The 24,665-nt window shown below is 73.5% G+C and carries 19 protein-coding genes and 1 pseudogene; 15 read left to right on the top strand and 5 right to left on the bottom strand.

Features of this window, described 5'->3' with window-relative positions; translation table 11 throughout:
- Positions 1-129: 129 nt before the first annotated feature.
- Positions 130-2,340, bottom strand: coding sequence for a putative bifunctional diguanylate cyclase/phosphodiesterase (locus BS73_RS09875; protein ID WP_037571155.1), 2,211 nt, complete (start codon positions 2,338-2,340; stop codon positions 130-132).
- 547 nt (positions 2,341-2,887) lie between these two features.
- Here BS73_RS09875 and BS73_RS09870 point away from each other — a divergent pair.
- The gene (locus tag BS73_RS09870) at positions 2,888-4,372 is read left to right on the top strand and encodes an ammonium transporter (protein ID WP_200886674.1); all 1,485 of its coding nucleotides are present in this window, start codon (positions 2,888-2,890) and stop codon (positions 4,370-4,372) included.
- Between the two features lie 30 nt (positions 4,373-4,402).
- Positions 4,403-5,047: an MBL fold metallo-hydrolase gene (locus BS73_RS09865; RefSeq protein WP_037571153.1), complete on the top strand. Its 645-nt coding sequence runs from the start codon at positions 4,403-4,405 to the stop codon at positions 5,045-5,047.
- 166 nt (positions 5,048-5,213) lie between these two features.
- On the opposite strand, the gene BS73_RS09860 is transcribed toward BS73_RS09865, so the two are convergent.
- Together BS73_RS09860 and BS73_RS09855 are read right to left on the bottom strand one after the other, a co-directional pair.
- Positions 5,214-5,852, bottom strand: a complete 639-nt coding sequence (locus BS73_RS09860; protein WP_037571152.1) for a phosphatase PAP2 family protein — start codon at positions 5,850-5,852, stop codon at positions 5,214-5,216.
- Between the two features lie 143 nt (positions 5,853-5,995).
- Positions 5,996-6,628: pseudogene (locus BS73_RS09855) on the bottom strand (DedA family protein); the annotation flags it as partial.
- A gap of 182 nt (positions 6,629-6,810) precedes the next feature.
- On the opposite strand from BS73_RS09855, the gene BS73_RS09850 reads away from it, so the two are divergent.
- Both BS73_RS09850 and BS73_RS09845 read left to right on the top strand, forming a co-directional pair.
- Positions 6,811-7,197, top strand: coding sequence for a BlaI/MecI/CopY family transcriptional regulator (locus tag BS73_RS09850; RefSeq protein ID WP_037571150.1), 387 nt, complete (start codon positions 6,811-6,813; stop codon positions 7,195-7,197).
- Positions 7,194-8,183: a M56 family metallopeptidase gene (locus BS73_RS09845; protein WP_037571148.1), complete on the top strand. Its 990-nt coding sequence runs from the start codon at positions 7,194-7,196 to the stop codon at positions 8,181-8,183. Before BS73_RS09850 ends, BS73_RS09845 begins: the two co-directional genes overlap by 4 nt.
- Before the next feature lie 199 nt (positions 8,184-8,382).
- Here the strand turns inward: BS73_RS09845 and BS73_RS09840 are convergent, their stop codons facing one another.
- The gene (locus tag BS73_RS09840; protein WP_037571145.1) at positions 8,383-9,696 is read right to left on the bottom strand and encodes an alginate lyase family protein; all 1,314 of its coding nucleotides are present in this window, start codon (positions 9,694-9,696) and stop codon (positions 8,383-8,385) included.
- A 151-nt stretch (positions 9,697-9,847) separates the two neighbouring features.
- On the opposite strand from BS73_RS09840, the gene BS73_RS09835 reads away from it, so the two are divergent.
- Entirely contained in the window at positions 9,848-10,270 is a 423-nt protein-coding gene (locus tag BS73_RS09835; RefSeq protein WP_037578937.1) for a secondary thiamine-phosphate synthase enzyme YjbQ, read from the top strand.
- Between the two features lie 396 nt (positions 10,271-10,666).
- On the opposite strand, the gene BS73_RS09830 is transcribed toward BS73_RS09835, so the two are convergent.
- Positions 10,667-11,416: a class I SAM-dependent DNA methyltransferase gene (locus BS73_RS09830; protein WP_037571143.1), complete on the bottom strand. Its 750-nt coding sequence runs from the start codon at positions 11,414-11,416 to the stop codon at positions 10,667-10,669.
- A 118-nt stretch (positions 11,417-11,534) separates the two neighbouring features.
- On the opposite strand from BS73_RS09830, the gene BS73_RS09825 reads away from it, so the two are divergent.
- The 10 genes from BS73_RS09825 to BS73_RS09780 all read left to right on the top strand — a co-directional run bounded on the left by BS73_RS09825 (position 11,535) and on the right by BS73_RS09780 (position 24,612).
- The gene (locus BS73_RS09825; RefSeq protein ID WP_084703943.1) at positions 11,535-12,557 is read left to right on the top strand and encodes a formylglycine-generating enzyme family protein; all 1,023 of its coding nucleotides are present in this window, start codon (positions 11,535-11,537) and stop codon (positions 12,555-12,557) included.
- A 150-nt stretch (positions 12,558-12,707) separates the two neighbouring features.
- A complete protein-coding gene (locus BS73_RS09820; protein ID WP_037578932.1) occupies positions 12,708-13,727 on the top strand; it encodes a LacI family DNA-binding transcriptional regulator in 1,020 nt (339 codons plus the stop codon).
- A gap of 69 nt (positions 13,728-13,796) precedes the next feature.
- The gene (locus tag BS73_RS09815; RefSeq protein ID WP_037571141.1) at positions 13,797-15,092 is read left to right on the top strand and encodes an extracellular solute-binding protein; all 1,296 of its coding nucleotides are present in this window, start codon (positions 13,797-13,799) and stop codon (positions 15,090-15,092) included.
- Complete coding sequence (locus BS73_RS09810) at positions 15,092-16,039, top strand: carbohydrate ABC transporter permease (RefSeq protein ID WP_037571139.1); 948 nt, start codon at positions 15,092-15,094, stop codon at positions 16,037-16,039. The genes BS73_RS09815 and BS73_RS09810 overlap by 1 nt, the downstream gene beginning before the upstream one ends.
- Position 16,040: 1 nt before the next feature.
- Positions 16,041-16,970, top strand: a complete 930-nt coding sequence (locus BS73_RS09805) for a carbohydrate ABC transporter permease (protein WP_084703942.1) — start codon at positions 16,041-16,043, stop codon at positions 16,968-16,970.
- A gap of 8 nt (positions 16,971-16,978) precedes the next feature.
- Positions 16,979-18,088 carry a glycoside hydrolase family 130 protein gene (locus BS73_RS09800; protein WP_051939762.1) on the top strand — a complete coding sequence of 370 codons (1,110 nt, stop codon included), beginning with the start codon at positions 16,979-16,981 and terminating at the stop codon, positions 18,086-18,088.
- The gene (locus tag BS73_RS09795) at positions 18,085-19,305 is read left to right on the top strand and encodes a Gfo/Idh/MocA family protein (RefSeq protein WP_037571137.1); all 1,221 of its coding nucleotides are present in this window, start codon (positions 18,085-18,087) and stop codon (positions 19,303-19,305) included. Before BS73_RS09800 ends, BS73_RS09795 begins: the two co-directional genes overlap by 4 nt.
- A complete protein-coding gene (locus BS73_RS09790; RefSeq protein WP_037571135.1) occupies positions 19,302-20,879 on the top strand; it encodes a glycoside hydrolase family 13 protein in 1,578 nt (525 codons plus the stop codon). The genes BS73_RS09795 and BS73_RS09790 overlap by 4 nt, the downstream gene beginning before the upstream one ends.
- Before the next feature lie 17 nt (positions 20,880-20,896).
- Positions 20,897-22,294 carry a phosphomannomutase/phosphoglucomutase gene (locus tag BS73_RS09785; RefSeq protein WP_051939761.1) on the top strand — a complete coding sequence of 466 codons (1,398 nt, stop codon included), beginning with the start codon at positions 20,897-20,899 and terminating at the stop codon, positions 22,292-22,294.
- Positions 22,295-22,425: 131 nt separating this feature from the next.
- Positions 22,426-24,612: an alpha-galactosidase gene (locus tag BS73_RS09780; RefSeq protein WP_037571132.1), complete on the top strand. Its 2,187-nt coding sequence runs from the start codon at positions 22,426-22,428 to the stop codon at positions 24,610-24,612.
- The last annotated feature ends 53 nt before the right edge of the window (positions 24,613-24,665 follow it).

The following is a 24,665-nucleotide window of genomic DNA, read 5'->3' as shown; positions in this document are numbered from 1 at the left end:
GGCGTGTCCCGCGCCGCTCCCCGTCCTGTTCTCCGCCCTGCTCGCGGCGCCGGGACGAAGCCCGAAGGGGGGTGGGCCGAGGGGGGCGCGAACCCAGCACGGTGGGTCGAGGGGCGCGCGAGCCCCGCGCTACGACGCCAGCGCGCGCTCCCGGCTCAGTTGGACGAACTGCTCAGGGGAGCCCGGCCTCGCGTAGAACCAGCCCTGGGCGGTGTCGCAGCCGAGCTCCTGGAGGCGGCGGGCCTGCTCCTCGGTCTCGATGCCCTCGGCGGTGACCGCCAGGTCCAGCGACCGCGCCAGCGAGACCATGCCGGCGACCAGCGCCGCGTCCACCCCCGCGCCCTTGATCCGGTCGGCCGGGTCCAGCCGGTCCACCCCGCCGTCGGCGTCCGGCTCGATGGTGACGGCCAGACCGTCCACGAAGGACCGGTCGATCTTCAGGCAGTGCACCGGCATCGCGCGCAGATGCGAGAAGTTGGCGTATCCGGTGCCGAAGTCGTCCAGCGCGAGGGTGATGCCGAGCGCCGCGAGGTCCCGCAGCGCGGCGAGGGACTGCCCGTCCGCGCCGATCAGCGCGCTCTCGGTGACCTCCAGGCAGAGCGAGGAGGCCTCGAGACCGGACTCGTCGAGCGCGTGGACGACGTCCTTCAGCAGGGTGGGGCTGCGGGTCTGCCGCGGCGAGAGGTTGACGTTCACCCGCAGCCCGGGGTCGTCCAGCGTCAGCTGCCAGGACTTGACCTGCTTGCAGGCCTGCTCCAGCACCCACCGCCCGAGCGGGACGATCAGCCCGGTGCTCTCCGCGATCGGCACGAAGCGGTCCGGCCCCAGCACCCCGTGCTCCGGGTGGCGCCAGCGGACCAGCGCCTCGGCGGCCCGGATCCGCCCGTCCGGCAGCGAGACCAGCGGCTGGTACTCGACGAAGAACTCGCCGCGCTCCAGCGCCCCCGGCAGGTTGGTGGCCAGGGTGTGCCGGCGGATCTCCACCTCGTTGGCCTCCGGGTCGTTGACCGCCCACCGGTTGCCGCCGGCCGCCTTCGCCCGGTAGAGGGTCAGGTCCGCCCCCTGCACGGCCTTGGCCGGGTCCAGGGCGGCGACCGGTCCCTCCAGCACCCCCACGCTCACGGTGATCTTCAGGTCCTGGCCGTCGATCACCACCGGCTCGTCCAGCGCGTCCAGGAAGCGCTGGGCGAGGGCGACCGCCTCCTCCTCGTCCGCCGGGTCGACGATCAGCGCGGTGAACTCGTCCCCGCCCATCCGGGCCACCAGCTGGTGCGGGCCGGAGAGGCAGCGGCGGAACCGGTCGGCGACCGCGACCAGCACCCGGTCGCCGATGTCGTGCCCGAGGCTGTCGTTGACGGTCTTGAAGGCGTCCAGGTCGAGGTAGCACAGGGCGACCCGCTCGGCGCCGCCGTCCCGGTCCAGGGCGTTCTCCAGCCGCTCCAGGAAGAGGGATCGGTTGGGCAGCCCGGTCAGCGGGTCGTGGGTGGCCTGGTGGCGGAGGAGCTTGTGGAGCATCCGGCGCTCGGTGATGTCCTGGAGGATGGCCAGCTGGCAGAGCGGCGAGCCGTCCGCCCCGCGGATCAGGGTGACCGTCTGGTCGGCCCAGAAGACCGAGCCGTCGACCCGGAAGTACGGTTTCTCCACCCGGTAGTGCTCGCGCTTGCCGCGGACCAGGTCGGCGTAGAGGGTCCAGACCTCCGGCCCGTCCAGCGGGTGCTCGTGGTCGGTGACCTGGCTGCCGTTCAACTGGTCGACGGTCGCCCCGAACATCCCCGCCAGGGCCGGGTTGACCTCGGTGATCAGGCCGTCCAGGCTGATCACGCAGATGCCGACGGCGGCCTCCGCGAAGAGCGCCCGGAACCGGGCCTCGGCGGCGTGCCTGGCCTCCTCGGCCTGCTGCCGGGCGGTGTCGGCGGCGGCGTCCGCGGCGGCCCGGTCGGCGGCGGCCCGCTCGGCGACGCCCTGCGCGAAGCCGGCCGCGACGGCGTGCTGGAGCCGGGCCGCCCGGGCGGCGAGCTCCTCGGCGTTCGGGCCCGGGCTCAGCCGTACCGGGGGCGGCGGGAAGTACAGGGTGAGGTACGCGTGGAGGACGCCCAGGCTTTGGTTGAGCGCCTCCGGCTCCGCGTACCCGGCGGCGACCAGGGCGGTGCCCACCGCCCGGCCCGGGGCCGGGTCGAAGGGCTGCGCGTGCAGGGCGGTGCGCAACCGGTTCGTCAACTCGGTCAGCAGCTCCTGCAGTTCAGCCGGCTCCAGACGGGCCTGGCTGACCGGGTGCACGGCCCGGCCCCATATCGCGGCGAAGCTCTGCAGGGCTGCCGCCGGGTCCGGGGTGGGCGCCATACGTCTTCATTCTCCAGTCGGGGCGGGCAAGCGGGGCGGCATCTGGGTGATGAGAGAACTCCGGTCGCAGCGGCGTCAGCCTACAGATCAGCGCCATGATGGCGCGTCAGAATCCATGAGGATACGGAAGATGAGCCTCGAATTGTGTGCTCTGGTGGCGCGAAATGTGCGTTCGGCGGCCGAGTCCGTGTGGGCGGGAAGCGCACAAGCGGGCGCAATTCGCGGCTTTACTCCCCTGACGAGGTCTTTTCTTGCTCACCGTGTCCTGGTGGATTGATCACTGGTCGTGATATCGATGGATGTCACCAGGGTCGGGGCCCGCCGCGGCTGTCCGGATTTTGCCTGCGGATTGCCTGGGTGGCGTCGCTCACCCTCGGCTCGCCCGCCCCCGCCCGCGCGGCTCAGGATCCGCACGGAGCGTGAGGAAGTGTTGGCGGAACGGAAACGCCGCCGAAAAGCCCGGGCAACACACCACGGCCACCTTCCGGTAGACGCGCGACTGCGACGACGGCGTACGCGGCGTTTCCGCGACGGGAGGGCGGTCCCGGTGATTCCCTATCCCAGCTGGCTCAACTCCGGTGACAACACCTGGCAGTTGGTGGCCGCGACCCTGGTGGGGCTGATGAGCCTGCCGGGCCTGGCCATCCTCTACGGCGGCCTGGTGCCGCGGAAGTGGATCGTCAACACCCTGCTGATGGCGTTCAGCGGGTTCTCCCTGGTGCTGGTCGCGTGGGTGCTCTACGAGTTCAAGATGGGCTTCGGCGAGCCGCTCCATCTCGGCCCCGGCATCCTGCGGGCCGCCGTCGGCCGGCCGGGCACCGTCCTCTCCGCGCACAGCGAGCAGGGCCGGGCGTCCATCCCGCTGGTCAGCGGCACGGGCGGAATGCCGGCCTTCCGCTTCCCGCAGTCCACCCTGGCCTACTTCCAGTTCGCCTTCGCCGCGATCACCCCGCTGCTGCTGATGGGCAGCGTGGTCGGCCGGATCAACTTCAGGGCCTGGCTGCTCTTCGTGCCGCTCTGGTCCGGACTGGTCTACTCGGTCAACGCCTTCCTGCTCTGGGGCGGGGGCTGGTGGGCGCAGTCCGGGGCGCTGGACTACTCCGGCGGGTACGTCATCCACCTGGCGGCCGGGGTCTCCGGCTTCGTGGCCGCCGCGGTCGTGGGGCCCCGCCCGAGACGGGACCGCGAACGGGCGGTGCCCAGCAACCTGCCGATGGTGGCCTGCGGCGCCGGCCTCCTCTGGCTCGGCTGGAACGGCTTCAACGGCGGTGACATGTACTTCGGCGGCGCGAACGCCGCCGCGGCCGTGCTCAACACCAACCTCTGCACCGCCGTCGCCCTCCTCACCTGGCTGCTGCTGGACCTCTTCGCGAGCCCGCGCCGCAAGCCGACCTTCCTGGGCGCGGTCAACGGCATGATCGTCGGGCTGGTCTCGATCACCCCGGCGGCCGGCTTCGTCACCGGCACCGGGGCGATCCTGATCGGCCTGATCGCCTCGGCGGTGGTCTGGCTCTCCTGGAACAAGCTGGCCAGGCTGCGCTTCATGCGGCGGGTGGACGACGCCCTCGGGGTGGTGCACACCCACGGGGTGGCCGGGCTGCTCGGCGGGCTGATGGTCGGCCTCTTCGCCGATCCGGCGATGGCGGTCTACCTCAACAAGGACGGCTCCACCGCGGTCTCCTTCTCCGGTCTCTTCCACGGGCACCCCAAGGAGCTGGCGATCCAGGCCGGGGCGGCGGGGACGATCATCGTCTGGGACGCGCTGATGACCTTCCTGATCCTCAAGGCGATCGGTCTCTTCATCAAGCTGCGCGCCCCCGAGGAGGCGCTCGCCGTCGGCGACCTGGCGCTGCACGACGAGGAGGCCACGCCCAGCGAGGCCGCGGTCGCGACGGCGGCTCCCCACGAGCCCGCGCCGTCCGGTCCGCCGGCCGGCTCCCGGGACGGCGCCGGCGCGACCGGCGCGACCGGCGCCACCGGGGCGCCCGATTCGTCGCCCGCCGGGGCCTCGGGGGAGGATGGTGGAGGTTAGGTCAGCCACCGACATCATGAGGAGAACCACGTGCGCGCGATCAAGTACGGACATGCCTGCGTCCGACTGGAGAAGGACGGCCAGGTGCTGGTGCTCGACCCGGGTGCCTTCTCCGAGCCCGAGGCGCTGGACGGCGCCGACGCGGTTCTGATCACCCACGAGCACTTCGACCACTGGGAGCCGGAGCGCCTGAAGAAGGCCCTGGACGGCCGTCCGGGGCTGCGCGTCTGGACCAACGACGGGACCGCCGATCAGCTGGAGCAGGCGGGCATCCCCGGCTCCCGGATCAGCGTGGTCGGTCACGGCGACGCCTTCACCGCGGCCGGTTTCGAGGTCGAGGCGCACGGCGAGTGGCACGCCGTGATCCACCAGGACGTCCCGCTGGTGAAGAACACCGGGTTCCTGATCGACGGCCAGGTCTTCCACCCCGGTGACGCCCTCACCGTCCCGGAGCACCCGGTGGACACCCTGCTGCTGCCCGCCCACGCCCCCTGGTCCAAGCTCGGCGAGCTGGTCGACTACATGCGCGAGGTCGGCGCCAAGCGCGCCTACGGTATCCACGACGCCCTGCTCAGCGAGCTGGGCCAGGGCGTCAACGTCAACTTCCTCGGCCAGCTGGTCAAGGACACCCCGTACACCGCGACCAAGCCCGGGGACGAGCTGTCGCTCGCCTGACGGACGACGAGCGGGGGAAGGGGAAAGCCGCACGGTCCGGGGCGAGGGGGGAGAGGGTGCCCGGACCGTGCGGCGGTCTGTGGGGTGGCGCGGCGCGCTGCGGCGCCAGGTGGCCTGCGGCGCCAGGTGGCCTGCGGCGCCAGGTCGGCCCCGGCGCCGGCCGGTGTCAGTGGGCCGCCGTGGCCCCCGCGGTGAGCAGCGGCCGCAGCGGCGTCCTGGAGAGTCTCACGACCAGCGGCGCGGCCTTCGGGCTCAGCCAGCCGCAGAGCGCGCCGACGATCGCCCCGACGGCCCAGCCGACCAGCACGTCGTGCGGGTAGTGGGCGCCGATCCAGACCCGGCCGAGGCCCAGCACCAGGGCGCCCAGCAGGGCGATGCTGCCCAGCTTGCGGTCCAGCATCAGCAGCGCGACCGCCGCCGCCATCCCGATCGAGGAGTGGTTGCTGGGGAAGGACCAGTCGCCGACCCCGGGGCAGGGCTGCAGGGTGTGCGTGCCGGGGATCGCCTGGCAGGGCCTGACCTCGTCGAAGACGCTCTTGACGATGTCGTTGACGACATAGCCGAGCAGCACCGCGAGGGCTACCCCGAAGGACTGCGCGACCTTGGCCGGGCCCTCCCGGCGTGCCTGCCACCAGCCGATGACGAAGAGCACCGCGAACAGCACCAGGCCGTAGGTGGCCCAGAAGGACAGGAAGTCGTTCAGCCAGGTCGGCGCCTTGGCCACCTGGTCCTGGAACCAGGTGTAGAGGGAGCCGTCGATCGAGCGGCCGTCGAGGCTGGCCGCGAGCGTGGTGAGAGGGGTCACTTGCCGAGCTCCGTGCTGCTGGTGAAGGGGGCCGGATCGGTGCGGTCGCGGTCGCGGCGCTGGCCGGTGCGATGGGTGGTGGCGTCGCCGTCGGTCGCGCGGGCCGCGTGCCGGCCGCCGCTCGCCGGGGTCCCGGTGCCGGAGCCGTTGGAGCCGCCGCCTCCGCGCCGGGCCCTGAGGAGTTCGAGCGCGATCGGGATCAGCGAGACGACCACGATGAGGCCGATGATCGGGAGGAGGTAGGTGTCGACGTTCGGAATGCTGGAGCCCAGCGCGTACCCGGCGAGGGTGACGCCCAGGGACCAGACCAGTCCGCCGACGACCTGCCAGATGGTGAAGGTGCGCGCCGGCACCTCGAGCGCCCCCGCCACCGGGTTGAGCACGGTCCGGACCACCGGGATGAACCGGCCCAGCACCACGGCCTTGGCGTGGCCGTACTGGGCGAGGATCTCCTCCGCCCGTACCGCGCCCGCCTGGAGGTGCCGGTTCCTGCTGCGGTTGAGGATGGCCCGGCCGCCGCGCCGCCCGATCCAGAAGCCGACCTGGGCGCCGATCAGGGCGCCCAGCGCGGCCGAGACCAGAACGGCGGCCAGGTTGAGGTGGACGCCGTTCTTGCTGGTGCTGCAGAGGAGGCCGGCGGTGAAGAGCAGCGAGTCGCCGGGCAGGAAGAAGCCGATCAGCAGCCCGGTCTCGGCGAAGAGGATCACGCCGACGCCGACCGCGCCGAAGGACGCCAACAGGGAGTTGGCGTCGAGCAGGTTCACCGCGAGGTTCATCGGGCTTCACTCTCCTGCGCGTGCTGCAAGATGGACACTGGTTCGAGGTCCGGCCCGGCGCCGGTCCGGCGGGGAGGCCCCGCCACTCGGTACTGTCTACACAGTTGTAGTCGTTCGTTCGGCCCCACTGTAGACGATGGCGACCGGAAGAACGGAATCGACGCAGTGATAAGGAGGCCTGCATGCCGATCGGCGGTTCCCGACGCCGCTCCCCGGGGGAGCTGGAGTCCGGGGTGCTGGCGGTCCTCTGGGCGGCCGGCACCCCTCTCACCCCCGGCGACGTCCAGCAGGAGCTGGGCGGCGAGCTGGCCCGCACCACGGTGAACACCATCCTCTCCCGGCTGCACGAGAAAGGTGTGCTGCTCCGCCACCGTGTCGGCCGCGCGTTCGCGTACAGCCCGGCGCAGGAGGCCCGGGACGCGCCCGGGCTCGCGGCCCGGCGGATGCGCAGCGAGCTGGAGAACGCCCCCGACCGGGACACCGTGCTGGCCCGCTTCGTGGACGGCCTGAGCGAGGACGACGAGCAGCTGCTGCGCGCCCTCCTCGGTGAGGGAGCGGGGCCGGAATGATCCTCTCCGTCTGGCTGCCGCTGCTGCTTCCCCTGCTCGTCGTACCGCTGGCGGCGATCGGCGCGGTGCGCGCCCTCCCGGACCGGCTGCACCCCCGGGCCGCCGTCTGGGCGCTGACCGCCACCGCGGTCGGCCTGGCCGCGGCCGGCTGCGCGGCGCTGGGACTGCTGGCCGGCTCCGCGCTGCTCCACCTGCCGTGGATCGCCGCCCTCGGCCACATCTCGCTGCCGCTGGTGGACGCGATGGCGCCGGAGGCCGTGGTGCCGATCGGCGCGGCGGCCGGGCTGCTCCTCGCCGGGGTGCTGGCCTCCGGGCTGCGCACCCTCCGCCGCCAGCTGCGCGAGCTGGCCGCCGCGCGCCGGCTGGCGGAACGTCACGGCAGCCACGGCGACCTGGTGGTCCTCCCGGACTCCGCCCCCGACGCGTACGCCCTGCCGGGCGCGCCCGGGCGGGTGGTGATCTCGGACGGGATGCTGCGCGCGCTGGCGCCCGCCGAGCGGGAGGTGCTGCTCGCCCACGAGCGGGCGCATCTCGCCTGCCGGCACCACCTCTTCCTGTCCCTGGCCGAACTCGCCGCCGCCGTCCATCCGCTGCTGCGGCCGCTGCGCGACGCCGTGCGCTACTCGGTCGAACGCTGGGCCGACGAGTGCGCCGCGGCGGCGGTCCGCGACCGTCGGCTGACGGCGCGCGCGATCGGCCGCGCGGCGCTGGCCGGGTCCCGCGCGCCGGCGCGGGCGGGGCGCAGGGGGCGTCCGGCGGTGGTCCCGGCCGCCGCTTCCGGCTCCGTTCCGCGCCGGGTGGGCGCCCTCCTCGGCGGCGACGCCGCGCGGGCGGCGGGGGTCGCGCCGCGCCGTCGGGGCGCGCTGATCGCCATGCTGCTGGCCGCCGTCCTGACGACCTCCCTGGGCGCCACCCTCGACGCCGCCCACGACCTCCACCACCAGGTGGAGGTGGCCCAGGCGGAGTCCCACCTCCCGCGCTCCTGACGGGGCGCTCCCGCGCTCGTGACGGGGCGCTCCCGCGCTCGTGACGTGGCGCTCCCGCGCTCGTGACGTGGCGCTCCCGCGCTCGTGACGTGGCGCTCCCGCGCTCGTGACGTGGCGCTCCCGCGCTCGTGACGTGGCGCTCCCGCGCTCGTGACGTGGCGCTCCCGCGCTCGTGACGTGGCGCCCGGCCGCCCGTGGACTACGAGCCGCTGATCGGGTCGAGCTGCTCGGCCGCCGGCCGCAGCGGCCAGATGTCGCCGCCCGGCGGAGCCGGCAGCTCGGGGACGGCCGCCCGCGCGGCCGGATCGCCCGCGTCCGCCGCCGCGTGGATCACGTCCGTCGCCGCGAACGCCTGGAACTCCAGCTCCGGGTACGTCCAGGCGGCCTTCCCCGTCGCCGCCGGGATCAGGAGGTCGACCGCCTTGAAGAGGTTTCCGCCGGCCGGGTCGGTGTAGTGCCAGAGGTCCACCCCCACCCGCTGCCCGATCATCGCCAGCCGGGTCAGCGCCACCAGGTCGAAGGTGGAGTAGTGGAAGCTCCGCGTCCGCGACAGCTCCTGCGGCAGGCTGCCGTCCCCGGCGACCTGGTCGTCGATCCGCTTCCGCTCCGCCGCCACGACGATCTGCCGGGCCAGCGCGCTCTGCCCGGTGGACAGCGCCAGCGCCGCCTCCTGCATGTCGAAGAACGAGCCGTGGTTGTTGGTCGCCGCGGCCTCGTCCTGCCCGTTCTGGCTGGTCCGCAGCCAGCTCAGGAACCGCGCGTTCCAGTCCGTCATCGAGGACTCGTCGTCCCGACTCCAGCCGGGCGCGCCGGTGTTCAGCATCGCCAGCGCGTCCAGCACGTCGGTGTACTGCTGCGAGAAGTCGATGATCCCGATCCCGCGCCCGTCCGTCTTGCACGGGATGAACTGGGTGTAGTCCAGGTTCGGGTTCATCCGGGTCGCTGGGTCGATGAACCAGGTGCGCAGGTCCAGCGCGGCCCGCTGGGCGTACTCGGCCTTGCCGGTGTACCACCAGGCGAGGGTGAGGTCGTAGACCGCGTTGAACATCTCGCCGCGCTCGGCGTGGTCGGTGACGGTGTCGATCGCCGGATTCCGCACGCCGTCCTTCTGGACGTACGGGCAGCCCCACGGGTTGTCAGCGGTGGCCGGCTGGGTGGGCCACCAGTACGGGGCCTCGCTCAGGTAGTCGTGCTTGTCGCCGGAGGGCGGCGTCTGCGGCTTGTCCGTCACCGACCAGGGGCCGGCCGTGAGGTAGGAGTCGGCCTGGCCGAGCAGCTCGGACAGCGGTGCGCGCAGGGCGGGGACGCCGGCCCGGACCAGGGTCCTGGTGACGGCCAGCCGCTTGCCGTCCAGCACCACGGTTCTGGGCACGAGCGACGGATTGGCGGCGACGGCAGCGGCGGCATCGGAGGTCTGCGCGGCCGAGGCGCTGGGCGCCAGCGCGCCCAGGGCCAGCGCCAGCGCGGCGGCGACCACACCGGCCATCGCCTGTAGGGCGGGACGGCGGAGCATGGGGGACTCCCCTCGGAACAACGGTGGACAGATACATGAACGATGTTCAGAATCCGGACCGAGCCGAGATTATGACGGTCCCTCAGGAGGTGCAATACCTCCGAGGAATCCCGTTGTGCACCCGCCGAGTCGATGGCCGATGATGGGCGCCATGAGCAACGCCCTGCGCACCGAGACCTTCGAACTCACCACCGGCAGCCGTGAGGCGGCCGTCGACATCACCGACCGCTGCACCGGGTTCCTCCGCGACGCCGCCGGAGGCGGGGACGGACTGCTCAACGTCTTCGTCCCACACGCCACGGCCGGCATCGCGATCATCGAGACCGGCGCCGGCAGCGACGACGACCTGCTGTCCGCCCTCCGCGACCTCCTCCCCGCCGACGACCGCTGGCGCCACCGCCACGGCAGCCCCGGCCACGGCCGCGACCACGTCCTCCCCGCCTTGGTCCCCCCGCACGCCACCCTCCCCGTCCTCAACGGCGAACTGGCCCTCGGCACCTGGCAGTCCGTCGTCCTGATCGACACCAACACCGACAACCCCCGCCGCACCGTCCGCCTCTCCTTCCTGGGCTGACGCGCACCGCCCGCCCCCCGGCGGAGGAGGGATGACACTGCCGGCCGACGAGGCCAGGCGGGCGCTGGATCTGCTCGCACGCATCCCGATGCTGCGTTACGAGCACACCCCCCTGCTCCGCCCTACGACGCCTCCTATGTCGCTCTGGCCGAGGTGCTCAAGGCCCAATTGCTGACCCTGGACGCGAAGATCGCGGCGGCGCCCGGCATCAAGTGCCGGGTGCGCAACCTGCGCGGTGAGGCCTGAGGTTCCTACCCGGCCGGGGACGGGGGCCTCTGGACCCAGAGGCTGGGCCGCACGCTCGTCCACGGGCGTTGGCGGGAGCGGGAGGCTCCGCTGTTCCGCGATCCGCTGAGGGACTGGCCCGGCGGACGCCGACCGTGCCGGCGCCGGCGGTCAGGCGGGCTTGCGCCAGATGGAGAGGTGCTTGGGGGAGTCGCCGGTGAACGGGGTGCGGTCCCAGTCGGCGTGGCGGGACTCCAGGGTGAGGCCGGCGAGTTGGGCCATCAGGTCGAGTTCGGCGGGCCAGGCGTAGCGGTGATGGGAGGCGGTGCGGCGGTAGGCGCCGGTCCGCTCGTCGCGGGTGAGGTGGTGGGAGGTCAGCAGCTGGGCCGCCGGGTCGACGGTGTCGAGGCCGAGGTGGTGCTCGGAGACGTCGAAGGGGACCGCGGTCTGGGTGGGGGGCAGCAGTCGCAGTGGGGGGACGCCGAGTTCGATCAGGAAGCGGCCGCCGGGGGCGAGGTGGCGGGCCGCGTTGCGGAAGCAGGCCACCTGCTCCTCCTGGGTGAGGAGGTTGGAGATGGTGTTGTAGACGAGGTAGACGAGGGAGTACCGGCCGGCGTCCGGTGCGGTGGCGGTGGCCATGTCGCCCAGCACGACCGGCAGTCGGGCCTCGTCGATCTTGCGGCGCAGCACTGCCGCCATGTGTTCGGAGTACTCGATGCCGGCGACCGGCACCCCGCGATCGGTGAGGAGTGGCACGCCGACCCGGCCGGTGCCGATGGCGAACTCCAGCGCCCGCCCCCCGTCCGCCAGTTCGGCCAGCAGGTCGAGGACCGGGCCGAGGGCCTCGGGCGTGGAGTTGGCGCTCTCCTCGGTGTCGTAGCGCTCGGCGGTCTCACGGGGCCAGAGGTCGCTGCTGGTCATGGTCCGCCACTCTGCCGGGTGGCCGTCCTCGCTGTCGACAGGTTTTCCTGGCGGCGAGCGCCGTGATTTATGTTCGAGGTGTTGACGAAAATTCTGGCGAGAGGGCACGATCGCCCGTATGGCAGAGGTCAGGAAGCCGCCGACGAGCGGCTGCGCCCCGGGCGGGGACGCGGGGGACGCTGGGCGCGCGAGGGATGCGGGGGCTCCGGGGGAGCCCCGGCCCTCCTGCTGCGCCCCGGCGCGAGGCGCCCCGGCGCGAGGCGCCGGACCGGCGGCAGGGAGCGGCCTCCCCTCGTCGCCCACCCCCGACCCCTCTGCCGACGCCTCCGCGTACGACACCCGGGTCAGCCTCCCCGCCGCCGCCTTCCGGATGGGCAGTGAGGACGCCGACGCCAACCCCGGCGACCGGGAGGGCCCGGTCCGCGAGGTCGCGGTGGACGCCTTCGCGATCGACGCCTACGCCGTCACCAACGCCCGCTTCGCCGCCTTCGTCGAGGCGACCGGGCACGTCACCGAGGCCGAGCGGTTCGGCTGGAGCTTCGTCTTCGCCGGCTTCCTCCCCGGTGAGCTGCGCCGGGTCTCCCGGCGGCCGGACGCCACCCCGTGGTGGTGCGGCGTCGAGGGCGCGACCTGGCGCGCCCCGGAGGGACCGGGCAGCTCCCTCCAGGACCGCTGGGACCACCCGGTCACCCATGTCGGCTGGTCCGACGCCCGCGCCTTCGCCGCCTGGGCGGGCGGCCGGCTGCCCACCGAGGCCGAGTGGGAGTACGCCGCCCGCGGCGGCCTGGACCAGGCCCGCTACCCGTGGGGAGACGAGCTCACCCCGGGCGGCGAGCACCGCTGCAACATCTGGCAGGGCCGCTTCCCGACCAGGAACACGGCCGAGGACGGCTACCGCGGCACGGCCCCCGTCCACGCCTTCCGCCCCAACGGCCATGGTCTGTACAACGTCTCCGGCAACGTCTGGGAGTGGTGCGCCGACCGCTGGGACCCGTCCGACCCGGACACCCGCGTCATGCGCGGCGGCTCCTACCTCTGCCACGAGTCCTACTGCAACCGCTACCGGGTGGCCGCCCGCACCGCCAACTCCGCCGACAGCTCGACCGGCAACCTCGGCTTCCGGCTGGCCTACCCGGTCTGAGCCGAGCGGGCCGACCAGGGCCGCGATCCAGGGACAGTGGCGCGAGTCACAGTGCCGGAAGTCTTGACGCCCCGCGTTTAAACCGGTTTGGTTAGGCCTCGTTCAGCGGTTCAAACCGGTTTGGGTACTCAGGGAAGAGTGTCGGACGCCATGGCGAGGAAGCCCACCATCGCAGACGTCGCCCAGCGGGCGGGCGTCTCGCGGGCCACGGTGTCGTTCGCCCTCAACGACCGCCCGGGGATCGCCGAGGAGACCAAGGCCCGGGTGCTGGCCGCCGCCGGCGAGCTTGGCTGGACGCCCAGCCGCCAGGGCCGGGCGCTCTCCCTCGGCAAGGCCGGGGCGTTCGGCCTGGTGCTGGCCCGGGAGCCGGAGCAGGTCGGCGCGGACCCGTTCTTCCCTGCCTTCATCGCCGGGGTCGAGGCGGTGATAGGCCGCCGCGGCGACGGGCTGATGGTCCATATGACCACGCCCGAGCAGGAGCACGAGGTCTACGCCCGGCTGGCCGCCGAGCGGCAGGTGGACGGTGTGCTGCTGACCGACCTCCGGCACGCCGACCCGCGGCCCCCGCTGGTCCGCCGGCTCGGTCTGCCCGCCGTGGTGGTCGGCCAGCGCGAGTGGGGCGACGGGCTGCCGACGGTGAGCCTGGACGACGAACCGGCCTACGCCGCCGCCATCCGCCGCCTCGCCGAGCTCGGCCACCGCCGGATCGCCCACGTCGAGGGACCGCAGGAGTTCCGGCACGCCCACCGGCGCCGGACCGCCTGGGAGAAGACCCTCGGTGAACTCGGGCTCCCCCTCGGCCCGTTGCTCCCCGGCGGCTTCACCCCGGAGGGCGGGGCGCGGGCCACCCGCGAGCTGCTCGCCCTGGCCGAGCCGCCGACCGCCGTGGTCTACGGCAACGACCTGGCCGCGATGGCCGGCCTCTCGGTCGCCCAGGAGCTGGGCGTGCGGGTGCCGGAGGAGCTCTCCGTGGTCGGCTACGACGACGCCCCGCTGACCAGGTACAGCCATCCGCCGATCGCCACCGCCCGGGCGGACGCCCGGGGTTGGGGGGAGGCGGCGGCCCGTGCGCTGGACGCGACGATCGAGGGAGGCGAGGCGGTGCATGTGGAGCTGCCGCCCGCCGAGTTCGTCCCCCGCGCCTCGATCGGCCCCGCCCCTCGCGGGTGAGGCGGTCCGGTGCGAGCGGGGGATTCCCGTCCGGCGACGAGGCCGGGCGTGCACAGTTGGAGAACAGTGATGCTGAGGAGAACGGCGTACGCGCTGCTCGTGCTGGCGACGCTCGCGGGCACCGCCACCGCCTGCGCGCGGACCAGCCCGGACGCGGCCACCGCGGACCGGGCGCGCGGACCGATCACGATCTGGCTGTCGAACAACGCGCAGGAGGTGCAGTGGGGGGACGCGATGGTCGCGGCCTGGAACAAGGCCCATCCGGACCAGCATGTGACCGCGCAGCAGATCCCCGCGGGGAAGACCTCTGAGGAGGCGATCAGCGCCTCGATCATCGCGGGCACCAGCGCCTGCCTGGTCTTCAACACCTCGCCGGCCGCGGTGCCGACCTTCCAGAAGCAGAACGGCCTGGTTCCGCTCAGCGACTTCCCGGACGGCGACGCCTACATAGCCCGGCGCTCCGGCGCGCTCGCGGACCAGTACCGGTCCACCGACGGGAAGTTCTACCAACTCCCGTGGAAGAGCAATCCGGTGATGATCCTCTACAACAAGAAGCTCTTCGGGAAGGCCGGGCTGGACCCGAACCACCCTCAGCTGTCGACCTATTCGCAGTTCCTGCGGACCTCTCGCAAGCTGGTCCGCAGCGGTGCCGCGCAGGCCGCCATCTGGCCCTCGCCGAGCAGCGACTTCTTCCAGCCCTGGTACGACTTCTACCCGGCCTTCGCCGCCGCCAGCGGGGGGAGGCAACTGGTGGAGAACGGCAGGGCGGACTTCGACGACCCGGCCGGGCGCCAGGTCGCCGCCTTCTGGCGGGAGCTCTACGCCGAGAAGCTGGCTCCCCAGGAGGCCTACCCCGGCGACTCGCTGGCGGACGGCAAGGCGGCTATGGCGACCGTCGGTCCCTGGGCGATCGCCGCCTACAAAGACAGCGTGGACCTCGGTGTGGTCCCGGTGCCGACGGCGAAGGGCAGCAGTGCCACCGAACCGACCTTCAGCGACGAGAAGTCGGCCGCGATGTTCAGCGCCTGCCGGAACCGGGCCACCGCCTGGGACCTGCTGAAGTTCGCCACCTCCTCCGCCGAGGACGGCCGGTTCCTGCAGACCACCGGGCAGATGCCGATGCGGGAGGACCTGACCACCCGCTACGCCTCCTACTTCAAGGCCAACCCCACCTACAAGGCCTTCGCCGAGCAGGCCAGGCACGTCATCGAGGTGCCCAACGTGCCCGGCTCGGTGGACATCTGGCAGGCCTTCAGGGACGACTGGACGAAGTCGGTGATCTTCGGCCGGGAGTCCACCGACGCCGCCCTGAGCGACGCCTCGTCCCAGATCGACAAGCTGCTCAACGAGTACGAGGGCCAGTGATGACAGTCAACCTCGAGTCCGCCCCGGCCGTCCGGGGCAGCGGTACGCCGGCCCGCGCGGCCGCCTCCGCCGGGCGGCGCCGCTTCGGCTCCCGCGCCGGCGCCCTCTTCGTCACCCCGTACGCGCTGTTCGTGGTCTTCGTCTTCGCCGTGCCGCTGGTCTACACGGTGTGGATCTCCTTCCACCGCTTCTACTTCACCGCCCCGGGCACCCACGTCGACTCGCCCTGGGTGGGGCTCTCCAACTACCGCGACGTCTTCACCGATCCGGTGGTCGGCCAGGCCTTCCTCAACATCCTGGTCTTCCTGGTGATCAACGTCCCGCTGACGGTGGGGCTCTCGCTGGTGCTGGCCACCGCGCTGAACGCGAAGATCCGCTTCCGGTCCTTCTTCCGCGCCGCCTACTACGTGCCGTACGTGACGGCGAGCGTGGCGCTGGTCGCGGTCTGGCAGTTCCTCTTCGGCAGCGACGGCTTCGTCAACCACCTCCTCGGCCCGCTCGCGCCGAACCCCTCCTGGCTGGTCAACTCGCATCTGGCGATGCCGATGATCGCCGTCTTCGTCACCTGGAAGCAGCTCGGCTTCTTCGTGATGCTCTACCTGGCCGCGCTGCAGAACATCGGCAACGAGCTGTACGAGGCGGCCTCGGTGGACGGCGCCGGGCGGATCCGGCAGTTCTTCACCGTGACCGTGCCCGGGGTGCGCCCGGCCACCACCCTGGTCGCCATCTACGCGATCATCACCGGCGCCAACCTCTTCAGCGAGCCCTACCTGCTGACCGGCGGCGGCGGACCGGACAACTCCTCGGTCTCGCCGGTGCTGCTGATGTACCAGAAGGGCATCGAGCAGGCCCACCCCGACTTCGCGGCCGCGCTGGGCGTGGTGCTGGTGGCCTTCGTCCTGGTCGTCTCGCTGGCCGCCCGCAAGTTCACCGAGAGGGGCAACTGACATGACCGCCTCCGCAAAGCCGCCGCAGCCGCAGTTGCAGCCTCAGTCGCCGCCGCAGTCGCCGCAGTCGCAGCCCCAGGCGCCGGCCCCGCGCCCGCGCCGGCGGGTCCGCCCGGGCCGGATCGCCCAGTACGTCCTTCTCTCGCTGGGCGCGCTGGTCTTCCTCTTCCCCTTCTACTACATGCTGGTCGGCTCGTTCCGCGGGACGACCGCCGGCGACCTCTCCTCGGCCGTCCCCACCGGGCTGACCGGCGGCAACTACTCGGCGATCAACGGCGCCATCTCGCTCGGCCGCTCGCTCCTCAACTCGGGGATCATGACGATCGGGGTGCTGGTCTGCACCCTGGTCTTCGGCCTCCTCGCCGGCTACGCCCTGGCCCAGCTCCGCTTCCGCGGGCGCGGCACCGTCTTCGCGGTGCTGCTGCTGGTCCAGATGGTCCCGTTCCAGCTGCTCACCCTGCCGCTGTACGTCCTGGTGGTCCGGGACTACGGGCTGGGCGACAACTACCTCGGGATGATGCTGCCGTTCGCGATCAACTCGACCGCGGTCTTCCTCTTCCGGCAGTTCTTCCTGACGATGCCCCAGTCGCTCTTCGAGGCGGCCCGCATCGACGGCGCAAGCGAGCTGCGAATCCTCTTCCGGATCGCGCTGCCGATGGCCCGCCCGGCCGTCCTCACCGCGCTGCTCCTCACCTTCATCGGCCCGTGGAACGAGTTCCTCTGGCCGTTCCTGGTCACCAAGAAGTCGACCATGGAGCCGCTGGCGGTCTCGCTGGCGAGCTTCCTCTCCAACCTGCAGGGGACCGTGTCGAATCCGGCCGGCGCCCTGCTGGCCGGCGCCTGCGTGCTGGCCGTCCCCGCCGTGGCCCTGTTCGTGCTGTTCCAGCGCCACTTCACCTCGACCGACATCGACTCCGGAGTAAAGGGCTGAATCCCCGAATGAGCACCACCGCTGAGAACACCCCCGCCGCCGGCACCACCGACGGCGCCGTCCGCATCCCCTACCGCCTGGTGCGCAAGGGCGTGGTGATGTCCCCGCTCGCCGGGGAGGCGAACGAGGTCGAGGGCGTCCTCAACCCCGCCTCCGGACGCACCCCCGACGGCCGGCTCCACCTGCTGCCCCGGCTGGTCGCCGAGGGCAACGTGTCCCGGGTCGGCCTGGCCGAGGTCGTCTTCGACGGGGACGGCGTCCCGAACGGCGTCCGGCGCCGCGGCGTGGTCCTGGCCCCCGACGAGGGCTGGGAGCGCGGCAAGAACAACGCCGGCGTCGAGGACCCCCGGGTGACCTGGGTCCCGTCCCTCGGCAAGCACGTGATGTCGTACGTGGCCTACGGCCCGCTCGGCCCCAAGCCGGCGCTGGCCGTCTCGGAGAACCTCACCGACTGGACCCGGCTCGGCCCGATCCAGTTCGCCTACCAGCCCGATCTGGACACCGACCTCAACCTCTTCCCCAACAAGGACGTCGTCCACTTCCCGGAGCCGGTCCCCGGCCCGGACGGCGAGCCGGCGTACGCCATGCTCCACCGGCCGATGTGGGACCTGGGCTGGTTCCGTCCGGGCGAGGGCGTCCACCTGCCGGCCGGCGTCACCGACGAGCGGCCCGGCATCTGGATCTCCTACGTCCCGGCGGCCGAGGTCGAGGCGGACATCCGCGCGCTGGCCCGGCCGCGGCAGCACCGGCTGCTGGCCCTCTCCGAGTTCCCCTGGGAGTCGCTGAAGATCGGCGGCGGCCCGGCCCCGATCCGGGTCCCCGAGGGCTGGCTGCTGATCCACCACGGCGTCTCCGGCTCCATCGAGGACCCCTGGGCGCAGAACCAGAAGGTCTCCTACGCCGCCGGTGCGATGATCCTCGACCCGGCCGACCCGTCCCGGGTCCTCAGCCGCTCCGACGTGCCGCTGATGGCGCCGGAGACCGAGGAGGAGCGCTCCGGCACCGTCCCCAACGTGGTCTTCCCGACCGCCATCGAGGAGATCGACGGGCAGCTGTACGTCTTCTACGGCATGGCCGACGCCCACATCGGCGTCGCCCTGCTGGAGCGCACGGCATGACCGGCGGCGCCCCCGCGCCCGAGCCGCTGGGCATCGGCCTGGTCGGCTGCGGCGGATTCGCGGAGTTCGTCCTGGACGCCGCGGCCGGCCTGCCGGGCCTGCGCCTGGCGGCCGTCGCCGACCCCTCGCGGGAACGCGCCGAGCGGCTGGGCGGCAGCCACGGCGTCCCCGCCCTCGGCTCCCTCGACGAGCTGCTGGGACGGGAGGACGTGGCGGCCGTGCTGATCGCCACGCCGCCCGCGACCCATGCCGCGATGGCCGTCGCCGCACTGCGCGCGGGGCGCCATGTCTTCTGCGAGAAGCCCCTCGCCACCACGACGGCGGACGCGGCCGCCGTCGCCGAGGAGGCCCGCCGGGCCGGCCGCGCTCTGGTCGTGGACCACGTCCTGCGCTACAACCCGCTGCTGCGGGCGGTGGCCCGGCTCACCGAGGAGGGCCTGCTGGCGCCCCCGCGCCGCTTCCTCTTCGAGAACGACGCGGCCGACCAGGACCTGGGCCCGGACCACTGGTTCTGGGACCGGGCGCACTCCGGCGGGATCTTCGTCGAGCACGGAGTGCACTTCTTCGACGCCGCCCGGGCGCTGATCGGCTCCGACCCGCTGAGCGTGCGGGCCACGGCCGCGTCCCGCCCCGGCGGCGGCCCGGTCGACATGGTCAGCGCGGACGTCCTCCACCCCGGCGGCGTCCTCGCCTCCCACCTCCACTCCTTCACCCACGCCCACCGCGCCGAGCGGCAGTTGATGCGGCTGGACCACGGTTTCGCGGAGACCCGGATCACCGGGTGGATTCCGGTGCACGGGGAGATCTCCGCCTGGGTGGACGATTCCGGGGCCGAGCTCTGGGAGCGACTGCCCGCCCGGGCCACCGAGTTGCTCGCCGTCGACGGCTTCACCCCGCACGGCGGCGAGCGGATCGCGGTCCGCGTCGAGCGGAACGCCGGGTCGGCCGCACCCGCCCGCGGGCGCGGTGAGGAGCGGACCGTCCCGCACCAGGTCCGGGCCGTCCTCGACCTCGGCGGCGAGCCACGCAAGCCGTATGTGTACGCGCAGAGCGTCCGCGCCGCGCTGGCCGACCTGGTGCGGTCCGCCCGCGAGGGCACCCGTCCGGTCGCCGCCGCGGCCGCCGGCCTGAGCGCGGTCGCGGTCGCCGAGGCGGCGACGATCGCCGCCGACACCGGCACCGAGCAGGCCGTGCCGAGGGGGAGGACGGGCGCATGAGCTGGTGGCAGTCGATGGTGTGCTACGAGGTCCACCCGCGCGCCTTCGCCGACTCGGACGGCGACGGCGTCGGCGACCTCCCCGGCCTCACCGCCCGCCTGGAGCACCTCGGCGACCTGGGCGCGGACGCCGTGTGGGTCACCCCGTTCTACCCGTCCCCGCTCGCCGACGGCGGCTACGACATCGCCGACTACACCGGCGTCGCCCCGGATCTGGGCACGGCGGCGGACGTCGACCGGCTGACCGCCCGGGCGCACCGGCTCGGCCTCAAGCTGATCATCGACCTGGTGCCCAACCACACCTCGGACCAGCACCCCTGGTTCCAGGCCGCGTTGGCGGCGGGCCCCGGCTCCGCCGAACGCGAGCGCTACCTCTTCCGCCCCGGCCGCGGCCGGGACGGCGAACTCCCGCCCAACGACTGGCGATCGGCCTTCGGCGGCCCCGCCTGGACCCGGGTCGATGCGGACGGCGAGTGGTACTGCCACCTCCACGCCCCCGAGCAGCCCGACCTCAACTGGCGCGACCCGCGCGTCCGGGAGGCCTTCGACGGCGTGCTGCGCCACTGGCTGGACCGCGGGGTGGACGGCTTCCGGGTGGACGTGGCGCACGCCCTCTTCAAGGCGGAGGGCCTGCCGGACGCCGGGCCGGACCAGCACGCCGACCCGCTGCGCAACCACCTGATGCCGTACTACGACCAGGAGGAGCTCCACCCGCTCTACCGCGAGTGGCGCGCCCTGCTGGACACCCACCCCGCGCCGCCGGGCGCGGTGGAGCCGAAGGACAGGGTGATGGTCGCCGAGTCGGCGGTCTTCGACCCCGGCAGGCTCAGCCGCTACATCCGGCCGGACGAGATGCACCAGGCCTTCAACTTCGCCTTCCTGGAGGCGCCCTGGCGGGCCGGCGAGCTCCGGCGGGTGATCGAGGAGTCCTTCGCCGTCCCCGGCAGCCCCGTCACCTGGCTGCTCTCCAGCCACGACGCGGTCCGCCCGCCGACCCGCCTCGGCTCGCTCGCCCGCGCCCGGGCCGCCGCGCTGCTGATGCTGGCGCTGCCCGGCTCCGCGTACCTCTACCAGGGCGAGGAGCTGGGGCTTCCGCAGGCCGAGGTGGCGGTGGAGCGGATCCGCGACCCGCTGTGGGAGCGCTCCGGACACACCGAGCGCGGCCGGGACGGGGCCCGGGTTCCGCTGCCCTGGTCCGGCGGAGAGCCGCCGTACGGCTTCAGCACGGCGCCGGCCGAGGCCGCCTGGCTGCCGCAGCCGGCCGACTGGGCCGGGCTGAGCGTGGCGGCCCAACTGCACGACCCGGACTCGACGCTGGCGCTGTACCGCGAGGCCCTGCGGCTGCGGCGAGCGCACCCGGCGCCGGACCCGGCCGCCCCGCCGACCTGGCTCTCGGCCCCCGGCGACGCTCATCTCGCCTTCCACCGGGGGGAGTTGACCTGCGTGGTCAACCTCGGCCCGGAGCCGCTGCGGCTCGCCGGGCTCGGCCTGACCGGTCACCTGGTGCTGAGCAGCGGCCCCCTGGACGGGGACGCCCTCCCCGCCGACACCGCGCTGTGGCTCGTCCGAGCCTGAACGAGAAGGAGACGGCGATGACCGCCGCCACTGACCGCGACACCGCCCCCGTAGCGGACCTCTCCGGCCTGGTGAAGGCCTACGACATTCGCGGGGTGGTCCCCGACGACTGGGACGAGGCCACCGCGGAGCTCTTCGGCGCCGCCTTCGTCCGGGTCACCGGCGCCGGGGCGATCGTCACCGGCCACGACATGCGGCCGTCCTCGCCGGGCCTGGCCGCCGCCTTCGCCCGGGGCGCCACCGCCCAGGGCGCGGACGTCACCGAGATCGGCCTCTGCTCCACCGACCAGCTCTACTTCGCCTCCGGCTCGCTCGGCCTGGCCGGCGCGATGTTCACCGCCTCGCACAACCCGGCCCGGTACAACGGGATCAAGCTCTGCCGGGCCGGTGCCGAGCCGGTCGGCCAGGACACCGGACTGGCCGCGATCCGGGCCCTGGTCGAGGAGTGGCTCGACGCCGGCCGCGGCCCCGAGCCGGCCGCCGGGCCCCGGGGCCGGACCACCTCCCGGGAGACCCTGGCCGACTACGCCGCCCACCTCCGCTCCCTGGTGGACCTCGGCGCGATCCGCCCGCTCAAGGTGGTGGTCGACGCCGGCAACGGGATGGGCGGGCACACCGTCCCCACCGTGCTGGCCGGGCTGCCGCTGACCGTGGTCCCGATGTACTTCGAGCTGGACGGCACCTTCCCGCACCACGAGGCCAATCCGCTGGATCCGGCGAACATCGTGGACCTGCGGGCCCGGGTCCGAGCCGAGGGCGCCGACCTCGGCCTGGCCTTCGACGGGGACGCGGACCGCTGCTTCGTGGTCGACGAGCGCGGCGAACCGGTCTCGCCCTCGGCGGTCACCGCGCTGGTCGCCGCGCGCGAACTGGCCGAGCACCCCGGGGCAGCCGTGATCCACAACCTGATCACCTCCCGCACCGTCCCCGAGGTGGTCCGCGAGGCCGGCGGGATCCCCGTCCGCACCCGCGTGGGCCACTCCTTCATCAAGGCCGAGATGGCCCGGGCCGGCGCGGTCTTCGGCGGCGAGCACTCCGCCCACTACTACTTCCGGGACTTCTGGAACGCGGACACCGGGATGCTGGCCGCCCTCCACGTCCTCGCCGCCCTCGGCGAACAGCCGCGCCCGCTCTCCGAGCTGACGGCCCGTTACGAGCGCTACGCCGCCTCCGGCGAGATCAACTCCACGGTGGCCGACCAGGCGGAGCGGATCGCGGCGGTCCGCGCGGCCTGGAGCGGCCGCCCCGGCGTGACCCTGGACGAGCTGGACGGGCTGACCGTCGCCGGCCGGGACTGGTGGTTCAACCTCCGCCCGTCCAACACCGAACCGCTGCTCCGCCTCAACGTCGAGGCCCGCGACCGGCCGGCGATGGCCGCGCTGCGGGACGAGGTGCTCGCGCTGGTCAGGGGCTGAGGAGATCGATCGAGGCGGCCGCCGGGCGCCCGGCGGCCGCCTACGATGGGCGCCGGTCGGTCGATGGGCCGATCAGCCGTTCCGCCGATCAGCCGGTCCTCCCTGTGGCACGCGACACGCGAAAGGGCCCCATGCCGTCCTCCCCCCGGCGCGCCTCCGTCACCGCCCGTCCCGCCCACCGCCTCTGGAACCTGGCCACCGCCCGGACCGGCTACGTCCTCCACCTGGACGACCAGGGCCGGCTGCACAACCTCCACTGGGGACCGCGGCTGACGGACGAGCAGGCGCTCTCCCTCCTCGACGACCCTCTGCCGCCGGGCCGCGCCTTCGAGGACGACACCGAGGCGCCGCTCGACCTCGCCCCGGCCGCCGCCTTCCGCTTCGGCCACGCCCAGCTCCAGGTCCGCTTCCCGGACGGCACCAGGGACTTGGAGCTGCGCCATCTCGGCGCCGAGACGGCGGACCACGCGGACGGCGTCGAGCTGGTCCTCCGCTTCGCCGACCGCCACTACCCGCTGACCGTCGAGAGCCACTACCGCCTCTACCACGACAGCGAGTTGATCGAGCGTCACCTGGTGCTGCGGCACACCGGCGCCGCGGCCGGCGGCGAGGAGCCGATCACCGTGGTCCGCGCCGACTCGGCGAGCTGGGTCCCGCCCCGGCAGCGGGACTACCGGCTCACCCAGGCGCACGGCCGGTGGGCCGCCGAGACCCGCCTCCACACGGCCGTCCTGCCGTACGGCGAGACCGTGCTGACCAGCCGCCGGGGCATCACCGGCCACCACGCCAACCCCTGGGCGATGCTGGACGACGGCACCGCGGGGGAGGAGCACGGCCAGGTCTGGGGCTGCGCCCTGGCCTGGAGCGGCACCTGGCGGCTCACCGCCGAACGCACCCCCGCCGACCGGGCGGTGCTCTGCGCGGGCTCCGGCCACGACCCGGTCAGCCGGCGGCTCGCCCCCGGCGAGGTCCTCACCACCCCGGTCAGCGCGGGGAGTTGGACCGACGGCGGCTTCGGCGCCGCATCCCGCGCCTGGCACCGGCACCTCCTCCGGCACGCCCTGCCGCACCCCGACGAGCTCCGCCCGGTGCTCTACAACTCCTGGGAGGCCACCGGCTTCGACCTCTCCCTGGACGGACAGCTCGCCCTGGCCGGCAAGGCGGCCGCGCTCGGCGTCGAGCTCTTCGTGATGGACGACGGCTGGTTCGGCACCGGCCGCAGCGCCCGCACCGGCGACCACGCGGGCCTCGGCGACTGGCACCCCAACCCGGACCGCTTCCCGGACGGTCTCGACCCGCTGATCGACGGGGTCCGCGCGCTGGGCATGGACTTCGGCCTCTGGGTCGAGCCGGAGATGGTCAACCGGGAGAGCGAGCTCTACCGCGCCCACCCCGACTGGGTGCTCCACCAGCCGCACCGCCGCCGCAGCGAGCACCGCAACCAACTGGTCCTCAACCTCGCCCGGCAGGACGTCGCCGACTGGGTGCACCGGCAGCTGGACGGACTGCTGACCCGCCACCGGATCTCCTTCCTCAAATGGGACATGAACCGCCCGTTCAGCGAGGCCGGCTGGCCCGAGGCGGGCCCCGAGGGCGCCGACCGGCTGTGGCACGAGTACGTCGAGCACCTCTACGCCGTCCTCGACCGGCTCCGCGCCGACCACCCCGGCCTGCGGATAGAGTCCTGCAGCGGCGGCGGCCGCGTCGACCCGGGCATCCTCTCCCGTACCGACCAGGTGTGGACCTCGGACAACACCGACGCCGCCGACCGGCTGCACATCCAGGACGGCTTCGCCCGGCTCTACCCGGCCCGGGCGATGGCCGCCTGGGTCACCGACAGCCCCACCCCGCTGACCGGCCGCCGACTCCCGCTGGACTTCCGCTTCCACGTCGCGATGGCCGGCGTCCTCGGCATCGGCGGCGACCTCACCCGCTGGAGCGAACGGGAGCTGGCGCGGGCGGCCGAGCTGGTGGCGGCGTACAAGCGGATCCGCCCGCTGGTCCAGCACGGCCTGCGGTACCGGCTGCGCCCGCCCGGCGAGGAGCTCGGCGCCGTGCAGTTCCTCGCCCCGGACGGCGCCGGCACCGCCGTCCTCGCCTACCGCCGCGCGCGGCACTACGCCCATCCCGAACCGCCGCTGCCGCTGCGGGGCCTGGAACCGGACGCCCGCTACCGCGACGCCGACTCCGGCCGGGTCCACCACGGGGCCGTCCTCCTCAGCCGCGGACTGCCGCTGACGCTGCCCGCCGACGACTACGCCGGCTGCCTGGTGCACCTCGTCCGGGAGGAAGCGGAGGATTCCAGTCCGGGGCGATGACTCCGGCGCCGGCGTAGCGTCTCCCCATTCGGCGGGGGACCGGCCCGAGGGAC

It is taken from the genome of Phaeacidiphilus oryzae TH49 (assembly GCF_000744815.1).
GTDB lineage: Bacteria > Actinomycetota > Actinomycetes > Streptomycetales > Streptomycetaceae > Phaeacidiphilus > Phaeacidiphilus oryzae.
This window is presented reverse-complemented; position numbering and strand designations above follow the sequence as displayed.

Excerpts from the sequence above, each read along its gene's own strand:
- BS73_RS09795 (WP_037571137.1), top strand. The coding sequence starts at position 18,085 with ATGACCGGCGGCGCCCCCGCGCCCGAGCCGCTGGGCATCGGCCTGGTC.
- BS73_RS09875 (WP_037571155.1), bottom strand. The coding sequence starts at position 2,340 with ATGGCGCCCACCCCGGACCCGGCGGCAGCCCTGCAGAGCTTCGCCGCG.
- BS73_RS09810 (WP_037571139.1), top strand. The coding sequence starts at position 15,092 with ATGACAGTCAACCTCGAGTCCGCCCCGGCCGTCCGGGGCAGCGGTACG.
- BS73_RS09835 (WP_037578937.1), top strand. The coding sequence starts at position 9,848 with ATGAGCAACGCCCTGCGCACCGAGACCTTCGAACTCACCACCGGCAGC.
- BS73_RS09840 (WP_037571145.1), bottom strand. The coding sequence starts at position 9,696 with ATGCTCCGCCGTCCCGCCCTACAGGCGATGGCCGGTGTGGTCGCCGCC.
- BS73_RS09850 (WP_037571150.1), top strand. The coding sequence starts at position 6,811 with ATGCCGATCGGCGGTTCCCGACGCCGCTCCCCGGGGGAGCTGGAGTCC.
- BS73_RS09825 (WP_084703943.1), top strand. The coding sequence starts at position 11,535 with ATGGCAGAGGTCAGGAAGCCGCCGACGAGCGGCTGCGCCCCGGGCGGG.
- BS73_RS09820 (WP_037578932.1), top strand. The coding sequence starts at position 12,708 with ATGGCGAGGAAGCCCACCATCGCAGACGTCGCCCAGCGGGCGGGCGTC.
- BS73_RS09800 (WP_051939762.1), top strand. The coding sequence starts at position 16,979 with ATGAGCACCACCGCTGAGAACACCCCCGCCGCCGGCACCACCGACGGC.
- BS73_RS09790 (WP_037571135.1), top strand. The coding sequence starts at position 19,302 with ATGAGCTGGTGGCAGTCGATGGTGTGCTACGAGGTCCACCCGCGCGCC.
- BS73_RS09815 (WP_037571141.1), top strand. The coding sequence starts at position 13,797 with ATGCTGAGGAGAACGGCGTACGCGCTGCTCGTGCTGGCGACGCTCGCG.
- BS73_RS09785 (WP_051939761.1), top strand. The coding sequence starts at position 20,897 with ATGACCGCCGCCACTGACCGCGACACCGCCCCCGTAGCGGACCTCTCC.
- BS73_RS09830 (WP_037571143.1), bottom strand. The coding sequence starts at position 11,416 with ATGACCAGCAGCGACCTCTGGCCCCGTGAGACCGCCGAGCGCTACGAC.
- BS73_RS09805 (WP_084703942.1), top strand. The coding sequence starts at position 16,041 with ATGACCGCCTCCGCAAAGCCGCCGCAGCCGCAGTTGCAGCCTCAGTCG.
- BS73_RS09780 (WP_037571132.1), top strand. The coding sequence starts at position 22,426 with ATGCCGTCCTCCCCCCGGCGCGCCTCCGTCACCGCCCGTCCCGCCCAC.
- BS73_RS09845 (WP_037571148.1), top strand. The coding sequence starts at position 7,194 with ATGATCCTCTCCGTCTGGCTGCCGCTGCTGCTTCCCCTGCTCGTCGTA.